General features: G+C 67.1%; 16 protein-coding genes. 7 read left to right on the forward strand and 9 right to left on the reverse strand.

Annotation, left to right across the window (positions count from 1 at the left end; translation table 11 throughout):
- Window positions 1-87: 87 nt before the first annotated feature.
- The 8 genes from G5A46_RS07535 to G5A46_RS07570 all read right to left on the reverse strand — a co-directional run bounded on the left by G5A46_RS07535 (window position 88) and on the right by G5A46_RS07570 (window position 7,187).
- Window positions 88-1,431 (reverse strand): lyase family protein, encoded by a 1,344-nt coding sequence (locus tag G5A46_RS07535; RefSeq protein WP_163848749.1) that lies wholly within the window; start codon window positions 1,429-1,431, stop codon window positions 88-90.
- A complete protein-coding gene (locus tag G5A46_RS07540) occupies window positions 1,431-2,171 on the reverse strand; it encodes an alpha/beta fold hydrolase (protein WP_163848751.1) in 741 nt (246 codons plus the stop codon). Before G5A46_RS07540 ends, G5A46_RS07535 begins: the two co-directional genes overlap by 1 nt.
- A 2-nt stretch (window positions 2,172-2,173) precedes the next feature.
- Entirely contained in the window at window positions 2,174-2,983 is an 810-nt protein-coding gene (gene pcaD, locus G5A46_RS07545; RefSeq protein WP_163848753.1) for a 3-oxoadipate enol-lactonase, read from the reverse strand.
- Window positions 2,984-3,062: 79 nt separating this feature from the next.
- The gene (locus G5A46_RS07550; RefSeq protein ID WP_163848755.1) at window positions 3,063-3,506 is read right to left on the reverse strand and encodes a MaoC family dehydratase; all 444 of its coding nucleotides are present in this window, start codon (window positions 3,504-3,506) and stop codon (window positions 3,063-3,065) included.
- 12 nt (window positions 3,507-3,518) lie between these two features.
- Window positions 3,519-4,712 carry an endonuclease/exonuclease/phosphatase family protein gene (locus tag G5A46_RS07555; protein ID WP_163848757.1) on the reverse strand — a complete coding sequence of 398 codons (1,194 nt, stop codon included), beginning with the start codon at window positions 4,710-4,712 and terminating at the stop codon, window positions 3,519-3,521.
- Complete coding sequence (locus G5A46_RS07560; protein WP_163848759.1) at window positions 4,709-5,683, reverse strand: threonine ammonia-lyase; 975 nt, start codon at window positions 5,681-5,683, stop codon at window positions 4,709-4,711. The genes G5A46_RS07555 and G5A46_RS07560 overlap by 4 nt, the downstream gene beginning before the upstream one ends.
- Window positions 5,680-6,501, reverse strand: coding sequence for an alpha/beta fold hydrolase (locus G5A46_RS07565; RefSeq protein ID WP_204318712.1), 822 nt, complete (start codon window positions 6,499-6,501; stop codon window positions 5,680-5,682). The genes G5A46_RS07560 and G5A46_RS07565 overlap by 4 nt, the downstream gene beginning before the upstream one ends.
- Window positions 6,501-7,187: a haloacid dehalogenase type II gene (locus G5A46_RS07570; protein ID WP_163848761.1), complete on the reverse strand. Its 687-nt coding sequence runs from the start codon at window positions 7,185-7,187 to the stop codon at window positions 6,501-6,503. The genes G5A46_RS07565 and G5A46_RS07570 overlap by 1 nt, the downstream gene beginning before the upstream one ends.
- Before the next feature lie 261 nt (window positions 7,188-7,448).
- On the opposite strand from G5A46_RS07570, the gene G5A46_RS07575 reads away from it, so the two are divergent.
- The gene (locus G5A46_RS07575; protein WP_163848763.1) at window positions 7,449-7,877 is read left to right on the forward strand and encodes an FKBP-type peptidyl-prolyl cis-trans isomerase; all 429 of its coding nucleotides are present in this window, start codon (window positions 7,449-7,451) and stop codon (window positions 7,875-7,877) included.
- 140 nt (window positions 7,878-8,017) lie between these two features.
- On the opposite strand, the gene irrA is transcribed toward G5A46_RS07575, so the two are convergent.
- Window positions 8,018-8,443, reverse strand: a complete 426-nt coding sequence (gene irrA, locus G5A46_RS07580; protein WP_163848765.1) for an iron response transcriptional regulator IrrA — start codon at window positions 8,441-8,443, stop codon at window positions 8,018-8,020.
- 200 nt (window positions 8,444-8,643) lie between these two features.
- Here irrA and fabA point away from each other — a divergent pair, with 200 nt between their 5' ends.
- The 6 genes from fabA to G5A46_RS07610 all read left to right on the forward strand — a co-directional run bounded on the left by fabA (window position 8,644) and on the right by G5A46_RS07610 (window position 14,188).
- On the forward strand, window positions 8,644-9,153 hold the full coding sequence (gene fabA / locus G5A46_RS07585; protein WP_163848767.1) for a bifunctional 3-hydroxydecanoyl-ACP dehydratase/trans-2-decenoyl-ACP isomerase: 510 nt from the start codon (window positions 8,644-8,646) through the stop codon (window positions 9,151-9,153).
- 22 nt (window positions 9,154-9,175) lie between these two features.
- Window positions 9,176-10,405, forward strand: coding sequence for a beta-ketoacyl-ACP synthase I (gene fabB, locus G5A46_RS07590; RefSeq protein WP_163848769.1), 1,230 nt, complete (start codon window positions 9,176-9,178; stop codon window positions 10,403-10,405).
- A gap of 6 nt (window positions 10,406-10,411) precedes the next feature.
- Window positions 10,412-11,200, forward strand: coding sequence for an enoyl-ACP reductase FabI (locus G5A46_RS07595; RefSeq protein ID WP_163848771.1), 789 nt, complete (start codon window positions 10,412-10,414; stop codon window positions 11,198-11,200).
- A 131-nt stretch (window positions 11,201-11,331) separates the two neighbouring features.
- Window positions 11,332-12,420, forward strand: a complete 1,089-nt coding sequence (hisC, locus tag G5A46_RS07600) for a histidinol-phosphate transaminase (protein WP_163848772.1) — start codon at window positions 11,332-11,334, stop codon at window positions 12,418-12,420.
- The gene (locus G5A46_RS07605; RefSeq protein ID WP_163849934.1) at window positions 12,420-13,334 is read left to right on the forward strand and encodes a prephenate/arogenate dehydrogenase family protein; all 915 of its coding nucleotides are present in this window, start codon (window positions 12,420-12,422) and stop codon (window positions 13,332-13,334) included. Before hisC ends, G5A46_RS07605 begins: the two co-directional genes overlap by 1 nt.
- On the forward strand, window positions 13,334-14,188 hold the full coding sequence (locus G5A46_RS07610) for an extensin-like domain-containing protein (RefSeq protein ID WP_163848774.1): 855 nt from the start codon (window positions 13,334-13,336) through the stop codon (window positions 14,186-14,188). Before G5A46_RS07605 ends, G5A46_RS07610 begins: the two co-directional genes overlap by 1 nt.

A 14,188-nucleotide genomic window follows, 5' to 3' on the forward strand; every position in this document is an offset into this window, starting at 1 on the left:
TTCCCCTCGATATTGCACAGAGCCGCCCGGATCGGGCGGGGCATGGCATGGCAGGCGCGGGGCGTCTGCCTGTCGGCGTTGCAATCCTCAGCCGTGCGACCTGGGCAGGTCCCGGACGGCGGAGGCAAAGGCGCGGGCGTTGGCCGGGGCCTCGCCCATCTGGCGGGCAGGGTCGAAGATCTCCGACAGCTCCGCCTCGGGAAAGGCCCGCTGCGCCAGTCCTGACAAGGGGTGCCCGGTCTCCGCGCTGTGGCGCGCCAGGTCCTTCACCGCCTGCTGGGCCTCCGGCCGCCGCATGTCGCGGGCCAGTCGAAAGGACAATGCCTCCGCATGGATCAACCCGCCGGAGCGCGCCAGCCCGGCAGCCAGCGCCTGCGGCACCGGGGCAATGCCGGGCACCATGGCGCGCGCGGTTTCCACCGCGGCGGCAGTGCCCAGGCACAGCTGAGGCAGGGTCAGCCATTCGGTGAACCAGGCCGCGCCGTCGCGTTCCTGCCGCGACAGGGCCACCTGCGACAGCGTGGCATTCAGCCCGCCTGCCTGCCGCGCCAGGGCGATCAGGACCGAGGGCTGCACCGGGTTCTGCTTCTGCGGCATGGTAGAGGAACCGCCCGCCTGACCCAGCCGCAATTCCCCCTGCGACGATTGCACGGCAAGGGTCAGATCCTCGCCGATCTTGCCCAGGGCGGTGGCCACCCGCGTCAGCCAGGCGGCGATGCGCAGCACAGGGCCGCGATCGACGTGCCAACTGCGCCCCGGATCCTGCAGGTTCAGCGCAACGGCCAGCGCCGCCCGCAGCTCTGCTCCGCGTCCGGCAAATTCCGCTCCGGTTCCGGCGGCGCCCGACAGCGACACCCAAAGCGCGCCCGCGCGCAGGGCGGGCAATTCCGCCAGCAGCTCCAGCAGCGGCCAGCCCCATTGCGCCACATGCGCCCCCAGGGAGGTCGGCGTCGCGTCCTGCCCGTAGGTGCGGCCTGCCATGGGCTGATCCGCCTGCGCCGCCGCCAGATCGGCAAGCGGGGTCAGGACCGCCCGCAGGCCGGTTTCGCATTGGATCAGCAATTGCCGCAGACGCAGCATCAGGGCGCTGTCCATGATGTCCTGCGAGGTCGCCCCCCAATGCAGGTATTGCGCATGTTCGGGCGCCTGCATCGCCTTGCGGAATTCCGCGACCAGGCCGGGCACCGGCACTCCGTTCTGCCCGGCAGCCGCTCCCAATGCGCCGGGATCTGGCGGGATCTCCAACGTGGCGCGGTGGATCGCCTGGGCGCTGATCTCGGGGATCAGGCCCATGGCGCCCTGGGCCTTGGCCAGCGCGCCCTCCACCAGAAGCATGGCGCGGACCTCGGCGGTGTCGGTGAACAGGCGCCCGGCCTCCCCGGCGGGAAACAGGCGGTGGTAGATCGTGCTGTCGTGAACAGACCCGGCCATTATGCGCTCCCTGTCAGCGACAGCAGGTGATCGGCCAATGCGCCCGGTGTCGACAGAAAAGGCGAATGCCCGGTGTCGATCCGGGTGATCGCGGCGCCAGCGGCGGCGGCCATGCGCTGCTGATCGGCGGCGGGGATGACGTGATCCGCCGTGCACAGCACGTAGGATTTCGCCACGCGGTCAAACGCCGGGCCAAGGGCTATGGCCTCGCCATGGGGGGCGGTCGGCTCGGCGCAGATGCGGGCAAGCGCCGCCTCCGCCTGTGCGTCCGTGGTGCCGTTGTAGAGAACCGGTCCGGCCCGCGCGGTGTCAAAGACATAGGCGGCGCCATGGCGCGCCGGTATGAACCGCATGTCGGGATGCCGGGCGGAGAGGTTGCGCATCACCTCGGTCAGGCGGTGGCCGTCGCGCGGCAGCAGTGCCGCGACAAAGACCAGTCGGCGGGCCAGCTCGGGCGCGGCTTCGGCGGCCGCGGCGATGGCAAAGCCGCCCGCCGAATGTCCGACCAGGATGACTTCCCCGCCGCCAGCCTTCTCCTGCGAGGGGGCGGCGCGGGCGGCGTCCAGCACCGCGCGGGCCTGATCGGCGAGGGTCAGCCCGGCAGGATCGCGCGGATCGTCGCCCCGGCCCGGCATGTCGGGACAGGCGACCGAATGCCCGGCGGCGCTGAGCAGTGGCACGACGGCCTCCCAGCACCAGCCGCCATGACAGGCGCCGTGGACCAGAACGAAATGCGCCATGTTCAGCCAGCGGCGCCGGCGCCGGTCAGGTGGCCGGTCCGGGCGATGAAGTCATTCAGGATGCGCGCATATTCCAGCGGGTTTTCCACGCAGGGCAGGTGCCCCGCGCCCCGGATCAGGGCAAAGTCGGATCCGGGGATCAATTCGATGGTTTCGCGTACCAGGTCGGGCGGGGTCGATCCGTCCCGATCACCGGCGATGCCCAGGGCGGGCAGTCGCAGCCCCGAGGTGGTTGTGTAGAAATCCGTGCCGGAGATCGCCTCCGAACAGGCGGCGTAGCCCTCTGCAGGGGTGCGTGTCAGCATGTTGCGCCAGGCCTGCAATTCCGGTGTTTCGCGGAAGGCGGGGGAAAACCACCGCTCCATCACCGCGTCGGCCATGGGTTCGATGCCCTGCGCGCGGCAGGTTTCGATCCGGTCGGCCCAGATCTCCTTTGTCCCGATCTTGGCACCGGAATTGGAGATGACGACCGCCCGCACCAGATCCATCCGCTTCACCGCCAGCCCCTGCGCGATCATGCCGCCGATGGACAGGCCGACGAACAGCGCGTTCTTGACGCCCAGGTGGTCCATCAGTGCTTCGGCGTCGCTGACCAGGGTGCCCATCTTGTAGGGGCCAGGGGTCAGATCGGTCAGGCCGTGGCCGCGCTTGTCATAGCGGATGACGCGCAGCCCGGCGGGCAGCAGAGGCATCAGTTGGTCCCACAGCCGCAGGTCGGTGCCCAGCGAATTGGCAAAGACGACGGGCGCGCCGTCGGGGTCGCCCTCGTCGCGGTAATGGACGTTCAGCCCGTCGAGTTCTGCAATCTGCATCTGTGTCTCCCCTGTTGGTCCGTTCCGGTGCAGGGCCCATGTGCAACAGCCCCGCCCCGATGCGCAAGCGCCGCGCCGGTCAGCCGACCGGGCGCCGCGCCAACATGTGGGTGGTGGAATAGCTGCACACGACCTCGGCGGCCTGGTTGACCACCTCGTAATCAATGACCACCGCGCCGCGATCAGGTTTCGACCGGCTCGGGGTGACGCTGGCCACGGTGCCCCGCGTTTGCAGGCTGTCGCCGGGGCGCACCGGGCGCAGCCAGCGCACCCGGTCCATACCCGGCGACCCCAGCGAGCTGTCGCTGAACACCCCGGTTTCCAGCGTCTGGCGCAGGCTGATCGCCATGGTCTGCAATCCCGAGGCGATCAAGCCGCCGTAGATGGAGGTTTTCGCCGCCTCCGGGTCGGTGTGAAAAGGTTGCGGATCATGCGCGCGGGCAAAGCTGAGGATGGCGTCCTCGGTCAGGCCCTCGGCGGCGGTGTCGAACCGGTATCCGGTCTGCAAATCGTCGAAATACATGCCCCTCTCCCTTTATTCGTCGAACCGCAGATGGGCCATGATCTGCCCGTGGTCCGAGGCGAGCTTGTTATACGGCGCCTCAGGATGGCTGCCGTCCGTCAGGTGGTCGTTGAACACCGAGAAATAGTCCAGCCCGCCGATACGTCCGTCGAACTCCGGGTGGAAATGCCGCGACAGATAGATCTGGTCGATGCTTTCGTAGACGCCACCAAACGCCGCCGTATAGACCATGTCGCGCAGGCTCTTGCGGACGAACAGCTTTTCCGCCGAATGCAGGCGGCGGCTGTCGACATCCTCGGTGATGCGCTGGTTTTCCTTGGCGGTATAGCGGTCGCCGGAATGCGCCGCATCGTGGCGCAGCATCCAGGAATAATTGCGGAACGGGATCTCTCCGGCGATGATTTCGGAGCTTACGGCGTGGTCGCCATCGTTGAAATCGCCCAGGGCGATCACCGGCTCTCCGCGCTCCAGCACCTTCAGGATTTCGCGGCGCAGCACCCAGGCCTCGGCGGTGCGGCGCAGCGCGGCGCGCAGGGCGCCCATGGCCCGGCCGGCGGCGTCATAGCGCGTCAAATCGGCCTCCGGGGCAAAGGCGGCGCCCTCCGGGCGGGGGAATTCACCCAGTTTCGATTTCAGGTGACAGTTGAACACCGTGACCACGCGCCCGCCGACCGGCACCCGCACCTTCAGGATGGGCCGCGACAGCCGCGACAGGCGAAAGCTGCCCGCATCGCCGCCGTCCAGTTCTGCAAACGGGATCTCCACCGGGGTGGCCAGATCCTGGATCACCTCCGGCGCGCCGTCGAACCCCAGCCGCGACAGGATCGCCAGACCGGGCCGCCGTTGCCCCGGCTGGCCGGTGTCATTCACATTGGGGGCAAAGGCCAGCGCCGCGTTGGCGTAATCGTCATAGGCGAGTTTGCGAAAGATCGCCTTGCGGTGATAGCGCGCGGCCTTGCCCGGCACGGCGGCGGCGTTGGAGGCATGGCCCCGGCGATCCGTCTCCGCGATGACGTCGCGCAGGGCGTCCTCTTCGAAAATCTCCTGAAATCCGACGATATCGGCGTTCAGGGTCAGCAGCTGATCGGCCAGCCAATCTTCTTTCCAGGCGTATTCCTCGGGCGTGTAGGACTGGAACCGGTAATATTCGCGATCCGGGCCGATCAGGTTCTTGACGTTGAAACTGGCGATGGTGAATTCGGTCATGCGGGCTGTTCCCGGTTCAAGGCGCGGGCGAACATCGCGGGATCGACATTGCCGCCCGAGATGACGGCGATCACCGTGTCGGGCAGGTCCGCATCCGGGTCCAGTGCCGCGGCCAGCGCCACGGCGCCACCCGGTTCCGCCACCAGTTTCAGCCGCAGGAAGGCCTGTGCCATGGCGTCCAGCGCGGCGTCTTCGCTGACCGCCAGTCCGGGGCCGCAATGCGCCGCCATCAAGGGAAAGGTGATATCCCCCGGTTGCGGTGTGATGATCGCATCGCAGATGGAGCCGGTCAGCGCCGAATTGCGCCGGATTTCACCCGCCGCGAGCGAGCGGGCGACATCGTCAAAGCCCTGAGGCTCTACCGGACGGACGCGCAGGCCGGGGGCATGGGCCGCGCAGGCCAGCGCCACGCCCGAGGTCAGCCCCCCGCCACCGCAACAGACCAGCACATCGGCCCGGTCGATTCCTGTCGCCGCTGCCTGTTCCGCGATCTCCAGCCCGGTGGTGCCTTGCCCGGCGATCACCTGCGGCTCGTCAAAGGGTTTGATCAGGGTCAGGCTGCGATCCCTGGCCAACCGGGCGCCGATCTCGTCCCGGTCCTCGGTCGCGCGGTCATAGAGGACCACCTCCGCACCATGGGCGCGGGTATTGGCGATCTTCAACGCGGGGGCGTCGGCGGGCATGATGATGACGGCCGGAATGCCATGGCATTCCGCCGCATGGGCCACCCCCTGGGCATGGTTGCCGGAGGAAAAGGCGATCACTCCGCGCGCCCGCACCTGCGGTGCCATGGCGGAGATCGCCGACCAGGCGCCGCGAAACTTGAAGCTGCCGGTACGTTGCAGGCATTCGGGCTTGATCAGCACCCGGCGCCCGGCGACCCGGTCCAGGAATGGCGAATGCAGCAGCGGTGTGCGGCGGGCGTGCCCGGCGAGGCGGCGCGCGGCGGCGTGGATCATGTCGATGTTCATGCCATCTGCTCCAGCCAGTTGCGCAGCGCCGTCAGGGCCTGCGGTTCATCCAGAAACGGTGCATGACCGCGATCGGGCACATGGCCAACGATCAGGCCGGGGTGGCGGGCGATCATTTCTGCCACCACGCTGGCCGGCAGGAGGTCCGAATTCGCCCCCACGATCAGCGCCGTGGGTTTGCCCTTCAGCGCGTCGAACAGCGGCCAGAGATCGGGCGCCGGTCCGCCCAGCGTTGCCGCGACGGCCTCCCGCAGGGCCGGGTCATAGGCCAGGCGCAGGCCGTCGGGCGTGACGTCCACCGTGTGGCCGGTGTCTTGCAGCCAGCGGTCGAATGGAACACCGGGGAAGGCGGTCGCCCCGGCCTGTCGGGCGCGGGCGGCGTCCTCCAGCGTGTCATGGGCGGGGGGCACGCCGAGATAGGTCATGATGGCCTCCAACCCGCCGGGATCCAGCACTGGACCGACATCGTTCAGCGCCGCGCCCAGCACCCGATCGGGTGCGGTGGCGGCGAGAAACATTCCGTGCATTCCGCCGCGCGACGTGCCCAGAACCGCCGCCGCCGGGATGTCCAGGTGGTCCAGCAGAGCCACCGCGTCCCGCGATTCCCGGGGCAGGGTGTAGGTGTCCGGCCCGGTCCGGTCCGACTGGCCGCGCCCGCGATAATCCATGCGGATCATCCGCACCCCGTCCAGATGCGGCGCGACATAGTCGAAATCGCGGGAATTGCGGGTCAGGCCGGACAGGCACAGCAGAGGCAGGCCTTCGCCCGCGTCCTCAAAATAGATCGACGCGCCGTCGGCGGCAGTGAAATGAGGCATCAGTAGAGGTCCAGTTCCGGGATGGTGGCAAGATCGGGCAGGATGCGGGGCGGGCGGCCGGGCAGGCGATCCACGGGCAGACCCGCACGGTTCACCCATGCGGTGTGAAATCCGTAATCCGTCGCCGCCGAGGCATCCCAGCCGTTCGACGACACGAACAGCACCTGATCCGGCGTGGTGCCGAACCGCGTGCCCACCAGATCATAGACGGCAGGCGCTGGCTTGAAGATGCCGACGTCCTCCACCGACAGCAGGGCGTCCAGCCGGTCGCCGATCCCGGCTGAGACGGTCGCGCCTCGCAGCATGTCGGGGGAGCCGTTGGACAGGATCGCGGTGTTCAGCCCGCGGACCTTCAACGCGGCCAGCATTGCGGGCACCTCCGGGTAGGCGGAAAGTTCATGATACAGGGCCAGCAAGCGGGCGCGCAGATCGGCGTCGCCCTCCAGCCCTTCGGCGGCCAGCGCATAATCCAGGCCGTCCTGTGTGACCTGCCAGAAATCGCAATGGGCGCCGCGAATGGCACGTTGCCATGAATATTCCAGCTGTTTCAGCCGCCAGCGTTCGGCGATGGCGGGCCAATGGGCGGCGAAGTCCTGGCGCCCCGGCTCGGCGGCGGCTTCGCGCGCAGCGGCGGCCACATCGAACAGGGTGCCATAGGCGTCGAAGACGCAGGTTGTGACGGCCATCTGCTTGGTCCTCCCTCGGGTCGCGGGAACGATGCCACGGCGATGGGCAGAGGGAAAGCGGCTTCGCCCCGCGTCGGAAAGGCCGCCGGTTTCTGGGGGACTGCGGGCAGATTCTGGCGGGTTCACCGGCAAACCCCGTCGATTTCCCCTGCATTCCTTGCGTTTCCGGGCCAGCGTCCCTAAATTCCGCGTGGAGAGAGGGGTAACCTGCGTGGCAAGGCGCGCAGCCCCCAAACCCATCCCCAACAGATTGGATATCGCATGAGCGAAGCAAAATCGGGCGACACCGTCCGCATTCACTATACTGGTACGCTGACCGACGGCACGACCTTCGACAGTTCGACCGGGCGCGATCCGCTGGAATTCACTGTCGGCGGCGGCCAGATCATTCCCGGCCTGGACAAGGCCATCCCCGGCATGAGCGTGGGCGACCAGAAAAAGGTCGAAATCCCCTGTGCCGAGGCCTATGGCGACCGCGATCCGCAGGCGATGCAGAACGTCCCGCGCGACGCGATTCCCGAGAACATCACCCTGGAAAAGGGCCTGCAATTGCAGATGCAGACACCGCAGGGGCAGGTGGTTCCGGTGACCGTGGCCGAGATTTCGGACGGCGAAGTCACGCTGGACGCCAACCACCAGCTGGCCGGCCAGGACCTGGTCTTCGACATCGAGCTGGTTGAAATCGCCTGACCGATCCGGCGGGCGGGGCCGATGCGGTTCCGTCCGCCGATATGCCGCGCTGACATGTTGGCCGATGCGACTGCCCGGCGCGCATGCCGCGCGGCGTGACATATCGGCGGCAGGTCAGAGACGGGCAGGCGCCGGGGTGGTCAGTTGCGGCTGCGCTGGCGCAGGCGGATGACCACGTCGACCTTCGCCACCTCGGTCCCGTCGGGGGCCTTTGGCAGGCGGGTGATCTCCAGTTCCTCCGCCGGGGCGTCGGTCAGTTCGCCGTTGTCTTCCCAGAAGAAATGCGGGTGATCGTGCATGTTGGTGTCGAAATAGCTTTTCGACCCGTCCACCGTGATCTCCTGCATCAAACCGGCGTCGCAGAAGGCGCGCAGGGTGTTGTAGACCGTGGCCAGGGAAACCGGTTGGCCGGATTCCTTGGCGGCGGCGAACAGGCTTTCTGCGGTGACATGCCGGTTGTGCCCGTCGCCCACCAGCAGGGCGGCCAGGCCGAGGCGTTGCTTGGTTGGGCGCAACCCGACCGTGTTCAGCCAGTCGGCGCCGCGGGAGAATTCAACTTCGCTCATGCGTCGCTTGTATCCTTGCGTTCGGCGCTCAATATAGGAAAAAAGCGCGCCGGACTTCAAATGATTTAGCGGTCCGGGCGACATCCGGCCACGGGTTGCGGCCGGATGCGGCAGACTTGCAACCTGCGCGAACGCGGTGATAGAGGGGGCGGGACCACGTGACAGAGTATCTAGACACAGCACGAAAGGGGCGCGCCTGAATGGCCGGATATCCCACAAGTTTCGACAGGGACGACCTTCTGAAATGCGCGCGCGGGGAGCTGTTCGGCCCCGGCAATGCCCAGTTGCCGGAACCGCCCATGCTGATGATGGACCGGATCACGGACATCTCCGGCGATGGCGGCCCGCACGGGCAAGGCCACGTCGTTGCGGAATTCGATATCACCCCGGACCTGTGGTTCTTTGAATGCCACTTCCCCGGAAATCCGATCATGCCCGGCTGCCTGGGCCTTGACGGTTTGTGGCAGCTGACCGGGTTCAACCTGGGCTGGCGCGGCTGGCAGGGGCGTGGCTATGCCCTGGGGGTCGGCGAAGTGAAGCTGAAAGGCATGGTGCGGCCCGACCGCAAAAAGTTGACCTATTACGTGGATTTCACGAAAGCCGTGCAAACTCGGCGCCTGACGATGGGCGTCGCCGATGGTCGCGTGGAGGCCGACGGCGAACTCATCTATCAGGTCAAGGACATGAAGGTCGCTCTCTCCGAGAGCTGACTTCCAGGACAAGGAGAGCACCATGCGCCGCGTCGTCGTTACCGGGTTGGGGATCGTCTCCTCCATCGGGAATAATGCAGAAGAAGTGACCGCCTCTCTCAAGGCGGGGAAATCGGGAATCGAAGCCAGCCCCGACATGGCGGAACACGGATTCCGCAGTCGCGTCGCGGGCACGCTGAAGATCGACCCGTCCGAACATGTGGACAAGCGGACCCTGCGATTCATGGGGCCGGGGGCGGCTTATGCCCATATCGCCATGCAGCAGGCCATCGCCGATGCCGGGCTGGACGAATCCACAATCGTGAACCCGCGCACCGGGTTGGTCGCGGGGTCTGGCGGGCCGTCGACCTCGGCCATGCTGACCGCGCATCAGACGGTTCTGAAGACCGGCGGGACGAAACGGATCGGTCCCTTCGCGGTGCCGAAATGCATGTCCTCCACGATCTCCGCCAACCTCGCGACGGCGTTCAAGATCAAGGGCATCAACTATTCCATCACTTCCGCCTGCTCCACGTCGCTGCATTGCATCGGCAACGCGGCCGAACAGATCATGCTGGGCAAGCAGGACGTGATGTTCGCCGGCGGTGGTGAAGAACTGGACTGGACGCTGTCGTGCCTGTTCGACGCGATGGGCGCGATGTCGTCGAAGTTCAACGACACGCCGGACCGCGCCTCACGGGCGTTCGACGTGGACCGGGACGGGTTCGTGATCTCCGGCGGCGGCGGCATGATCGTGCTGGAAGATCTGGAGCACGCGCAGGCGCGCGGTGCCACGATCTATGCCGAGGTGACGGGATATGCCGCCACATCGGACGGGCACGACATGGTCGCCCCCTCGGGCGAGGGCGGCGAACGGGCGATGCGCCTGGCGCTGAACACCCTGCCGGAGGGTCGCAAGGTCGATTACATCAACGCGCATGGTACCTCCACGCCGGTGGGCGACGTCGGCGAGGTCGAGGCGGTGCGCCGCGTCTTCGGCCAGGGCAGCACGCCGCCGATCTCCTCGACCAAGTCGCTGACCGGTCATGCCCAGGGCGCTGCCGGCGCGCTGGAGGCGATCTTCTGCCTGTTGATGCTGAAAGGCGATTTCATCGCCCCCTCGATCAACGTCGAAACGCTGGACCCCGCGCTTGATCCTTCCGAAATTGCCACGGCGTTGAAGGAAGCTGCGGAGCTGGACACCGTGATGACGAATTCCTTTGGCTTTGGCGGCACGAACGGCTCTATGCTGCTGTCGCGTTTCACGGGGTAGGTGACGATGACGGGACAGATGCAGGGCAAGCGTGGCCTCATCATGGGGGTCGCGAACGACCGCTCCATCGCATGGGGTATCGCCAAGGCGATGGCCGATGCGGGGGCCGAACTGGCCTTTACCTATCAGGGTGAAAACCTGGAGAAACGGGTGCGACCGCTGGCCGAAAGCGTCGGTTCCGACATGGTGATCCCGGCGGACGTGACCGATGACGCCTCCCTGGATGCGGCATTCGGCACTCTGCGCGAAGGGTGGGGCGGGCTGGATTTCCTGGTCCACGCCATCGCCTATTCCAACAAGGACGAACTGGCGGGCCGGTTCATCAACACCTCCCGCCAGAACTTCAAGCATTCGCTGGATATCTCCTGTTACTCCCTGATCGAGGTTAGCCGCCGCGCCGCGCCATTGATGAAGAGCGGCGGCACGATCCTGACCATGACCTATCAGGGCTCCACCCGCGTGACGCCCTATTACAACGTCATGGGCGTGGCCAAGGCCGCGCTGGAGGCGGCGGTGCGCTATCTGGCCAACGATCTGGGCCCCGACGGGATTCGTGTGAATGCGATCTCTCCCGGCCCGATGAAGACACTGGCGGGCGCGGCCATTTCCGGGGCGCGCAAGACGTTCAAACAGACCGAGCTGAACGCCCCCATGCGCGCCAATGCCACGCTGGAGGCGGTCGGCGGCACGGCGGTCTACCTGGCCTCCGACGCGGGCAGCTGCACCAGCGGAGAGATCATCCGCGTCGACGGCGGCTACCACGTTCTGGGTATGCCGCAGCCGGAAAACCTCTGATCCCGGCGCGGGACTGAGGCCAAGTTGCAACCCTTGCGCCGCGCCTTCGGGCGCGGGTCGCGGCGCGGCATTGTTGTCCTTTCCTCGGCACCCCAACGCGGCTAGAACCGCCCGGTGCAGAGGAAGTGACCATGACCCAGAAAATCGAACCCCAACCGGGTATCCTGGACATCGCCCCCTACCAGGGCGGGGCGTCGAAAGTCGCCGGTGTCAGCGACGTGGTGAAACTGTCGTCGAACGAGAACCCCTATGGTCCCGGCGATGCCGCGATCAAGGCCTATCGCGACGCATCGCACAACCTGCATCGCTATCCCTCCACCGATCATGCGGAACTGCGCGCGGCCATCGCGGAGGTGCACGGGCTGGAGGCCGACCGCATCATCTGCGGTGTCGGGTCCGACGAGATCCTGACCTTGCTGGCCCAGGCGTATGCCGGACCGGGGGACGAGGTGCTGTTCACCGAACACGGGTTCGGCCTGTACAAGATCAACGCCCAGGCGGTCGGCGCCATCCCCGTCGAAGTGGCGGAGCGGGAGCGGATCACCGATGTCGAAGCGCTGATCGGCGCGATGACGGAGCGGACCCGGTTGGTGTTCATCGCCAATCCGAACAATCCCACCGGCACCATGATCGGCGCAAACGAGGTCGCACGCCTGGCCGACAGCCTGCCGCCGAAGGCGTTGCTGGTGCTGGACGGCGCCTATGCCGAATATGTCGAAGGGCATGACGGCGGCGCCGGCCTGATCGACAGCCGCGAGAATGTCGTGATGACCCGGACCTTTTCCAAGATCTACGGGCTTGGCGGTTTGCGCATCGGCTGGGGTTATGGCCCGGCCCATGTGATCGACGTGCTGAACCGCATCCGCGGGCCGTTCAACCTGTCTTCAGGGGCACTGGCCGCCGCCACCGCTGCCGTGCGGGACCGTGACCATGTGCAGAAATCGCGCCGTGAAAACACCCGGCTGCGCGCCTGGCTGGCAGAGGCGCTGGCCGAACTCGGCGTGCCCTCCGACAGTTCCTGCGGGAATTTCCTGCTGGCCCGATTTGCCTCCGAGGAGGAGGCGATCGCCTGCGACCTCTACCTGAAATCCCAGGGGCTGATCGTGCGGCCGGTCGGCAGCTACAAGCTGCCCCATTGCCTGCGGATCACCATCGGCGACGAAAGCTCCTGCCGGCGCATCGCCCATGCGGTCGGCCAGTTCAAGGGGGGGGCGCGGTGATCTACCAACGTGTGGCCCTGATCGGGCTGGGGCTGATCGCCTCGTCGATCTTCTGGGCAGGGAAGCGGGGCGGCGTGGCGGCGGAGTTCACCGGCTACGCCCGTAGCAAGGCCACCCGTGACACCGCCCGCCGCATCGGGCTGTGCGACCGCATCTGCGACAGCGCGGCGGCGGCGGTGGAAGACGCGGACCTGGTGATCCTTTGCGTGCCCGTGGGTGCCATGGGGGATGTCGCCGCCGAGATCGCGCCACGGCTGAAACCCGGCGCGGTGGTCAGCGATGTCGGCTCCGTCAAGAAGGCGGTGATCGAAGCGGTGGCCCCGCACCTTCCGGACGGCGTGCATTTCATTCCCGCCCACCCCCTTGCCGGTACGGAACATTCCGGCCCCGAAAGCGGCTTTGCCGAGCTGTTCGACAACCGATGGTCCCTGCTGGTCCCGGTTGAGGACAGCGATCCGGAGGAAGTCGCGCGACTGGGCCGGTTCTGGCGCGCACTGGGCGCCAACGTGGAGGAGATGGACGCCGAACACCACGACCTGGTGCTGGCCGTCACCTCCCATACGCCGCACCTGATCGCTTATACGATGGTGGGCGTGGCCGACGATCTGCGCCGCGTCACCGATGGCGAGGTGATCAAGTATTCCGCCGCCGGGTTTCGAGATTTCACCCGGATCGCGGCCAGTGATCCGACCATGTGGCGCGACGTGTTCCTGACCAACAAGGAGGCCACGCTGGAGATCCTCGGCCGCTTCACCGAGGAGCTGTTTGCCCTGCAACGGGCGATTCGCACCGGCGATGGCCAGCACCTGCACGATTACTTTACCCGTACCCGCGCGATCCGGCGCGGTATTCTGGACGCGGGCCAGGATATTGACGCCCCGGATTTCGGGCGCGGCCTGGGCCGCCGGGACTGATGCGGCGGGCGCTCCTGCTTCTGGCTTGCCTCGTGCCGGTCGTCGCGGGGGCCAACGCGCCGGAGACCTCCTTGCGGCCGGTGGCGCGCGGGCAATTGGTGCAGGGCAAGGTTCTGCCCGCCGATGTCTTTGTCCGCCGCGATCTCGATCAGCCCCGCAGCGTGCCGGAGGTGCCGGCCAGCGCGGCCGATCGCCGGGGCGGGCGCGAGACTTATGGCGTGGAATGGGACGGTCGGCCCCATGCGACGCTGGTCTTCCGTTCGCTTCGCCCGCGGGCGCGTCCCTCGCATGTGGTTCAACAGGCGCGGGCAGTGTCGGCGGCGCGGGTGCGCGGGCAGGTCTGCGGCGATCCGGCGTTGCAGGGCGTGCCGGTGGGCCGAATTCCGGGCAAGGTCGCGGGCTGTGGCGTGCAATCCGCGATCCGTCTGCAATCTGTAAGCGGTGTTGCCCTGTCAACCCATTCGGTGATGGATTGCGGCACCGCGCAGGCGTTGAAATCATGGGTGGACGGCGGGTTGAAACCGGCGGTGAAGGGCTATGGCGGCGGCGTCTCCAGCCTGCGGGTGGTGGCGCATTATTCGTGCCGGACGCGCAACAACCGCAAGGGGGCCAAGATCTCCGAACACGGGAAAGGCCGGGCGATCGACATCGCGGGGATCAAGCTGAAGGACGGCAGCGAGTTGACCGTCCTGACCGATTGGTCCGATGGCCGCAAGGGGCGCATCCTGCACAAGGCCCATGCCAGCGCCTGCGGCCCCTTCGGCACCGTGCTGGGGCCGGATGCCAATGTCTATCACCGCGACCATTTCCATTTCGACACGGCGCGCTACCGTTCTGGCAGCTACTGCCGCTAA

The organism is Pseudooceanicola aestuarii (assembly GCF_010614805.1).
GTDB classification, from domain to species: domain Bacteria; phylum Pseudomonadota; class Alphaproteobacteria; order Rhodobacterales; family Rhodobacteraceae; genus Pseudooceanicola; species Pseudooceanicola aestuarii.

Excerpts from the sequence above, each read along its gene's own strand:
- G5A46_RS07535 (WP_163848749.1), bottom strand. The coding sequence starts at position 1,431 with ATGGCCGGGTCTGTTCACGACAGCACGATCTACCACCGCCTGTTTCCC.
- G5A46_RS07540 (WP_163848751.1), bottom strand. The coding sequence starts at position 2,171 with ATGGCGCATTTCGTTCTGGTCCACGGCGCCTGTCATGGCGGCTGGTGC.
- pcaD (WP_163848753.1), bottom strand. The coding sequence starts at position 2,983 with ATGCAGATTGCAGAACTCGACGGGCTGAACGTCCATTACCGCGACGAG.
- G5A46_RS07550 (WP_163848755.1), bottom strand. The coding sequence starts at position 3,506 with ATGTATTTCGACGATTTGCAGACCGGATACCGGTTCGACACCGCCGCC.
- G5A46_RS07555 (WP_163848757.1), bottom strand. The coding sequence starts at position 4,712 with ATGACCGAATTCACCATCGCCAGTTTCAACGTCAAGAACCTGATCGGC.
- G5A46_RS07560 (WP_163848759.1), bottom strand. The coding sequence starts at position 5,683 with ATGAACATCGACATGATCCACGCCGCCGCGCGCCGCCTCGCCGGGCAC.
- G5A46_RS07565 (WP_204318712.1), bottom strand. The coding sequence starts at position 6,501 with ATGCCTCATTTCACTGCCGCCGACGGCGCGTCGATCTATTTTGAGGAC.
- G5A46_RS07570 (WP_163848761.1), bottom strand. The coding sequence starts at position 7,187 with ATGGCCGTCACAACCTGCGTCTTCGACGCCTATGGCACCCTGTTCGAT.
- G5A46_RS07575 (WP_163848763.1), top strand. The coding sequence starts at position 7,449 with ATGAGCGAAGCAAAATCGGGCGACACCGTCCGCATTCACTATACTGGT.
- irrA (WP_163848765.1), bottom strand. The coding sequence starts at position 8,443 with ATGAGCGAAGTTGAATTCTCCCGCGGCGCCGACTGGCTGAACACGGTC.
- fabA (WP_163848767.1), top strand. The coding sequence starts at position 8,644 with ATGGCCGGATATCCCACAAGTTTCGACAGGGACGACCTTCTGAAATGC.
- fabB (WP_163848769.1), top strand. The coding sequence starts at position 9,176 with ATGCGCCGCGTCGTCGTTACCGGGTTGGGGATCGTCTCCTCCATCGGG.
- G5A46_RS07595 (WP_163848771.1), top strand. The coding sequence starts at position 10,412 with ATGACGGGACAGATGCAGGGCAAGCGTGGCCTCATCATGGGGGTCGCG.
- hisC (WP_163848772.1), top strand. The coding sequence starts at position 11,332 with ATGACCCAGAAAATCGAACCCCAACCGGGTATCCTGGACATCGCCCCC.
- G5A46_RS07610 (WP_163848774.1), top strand. The coding sequence starts at position 13,334 with ATGCGGCGGGCGCTCCTGCTTCTGGCTTGCCTCGTGCCGGTCGTCGCG.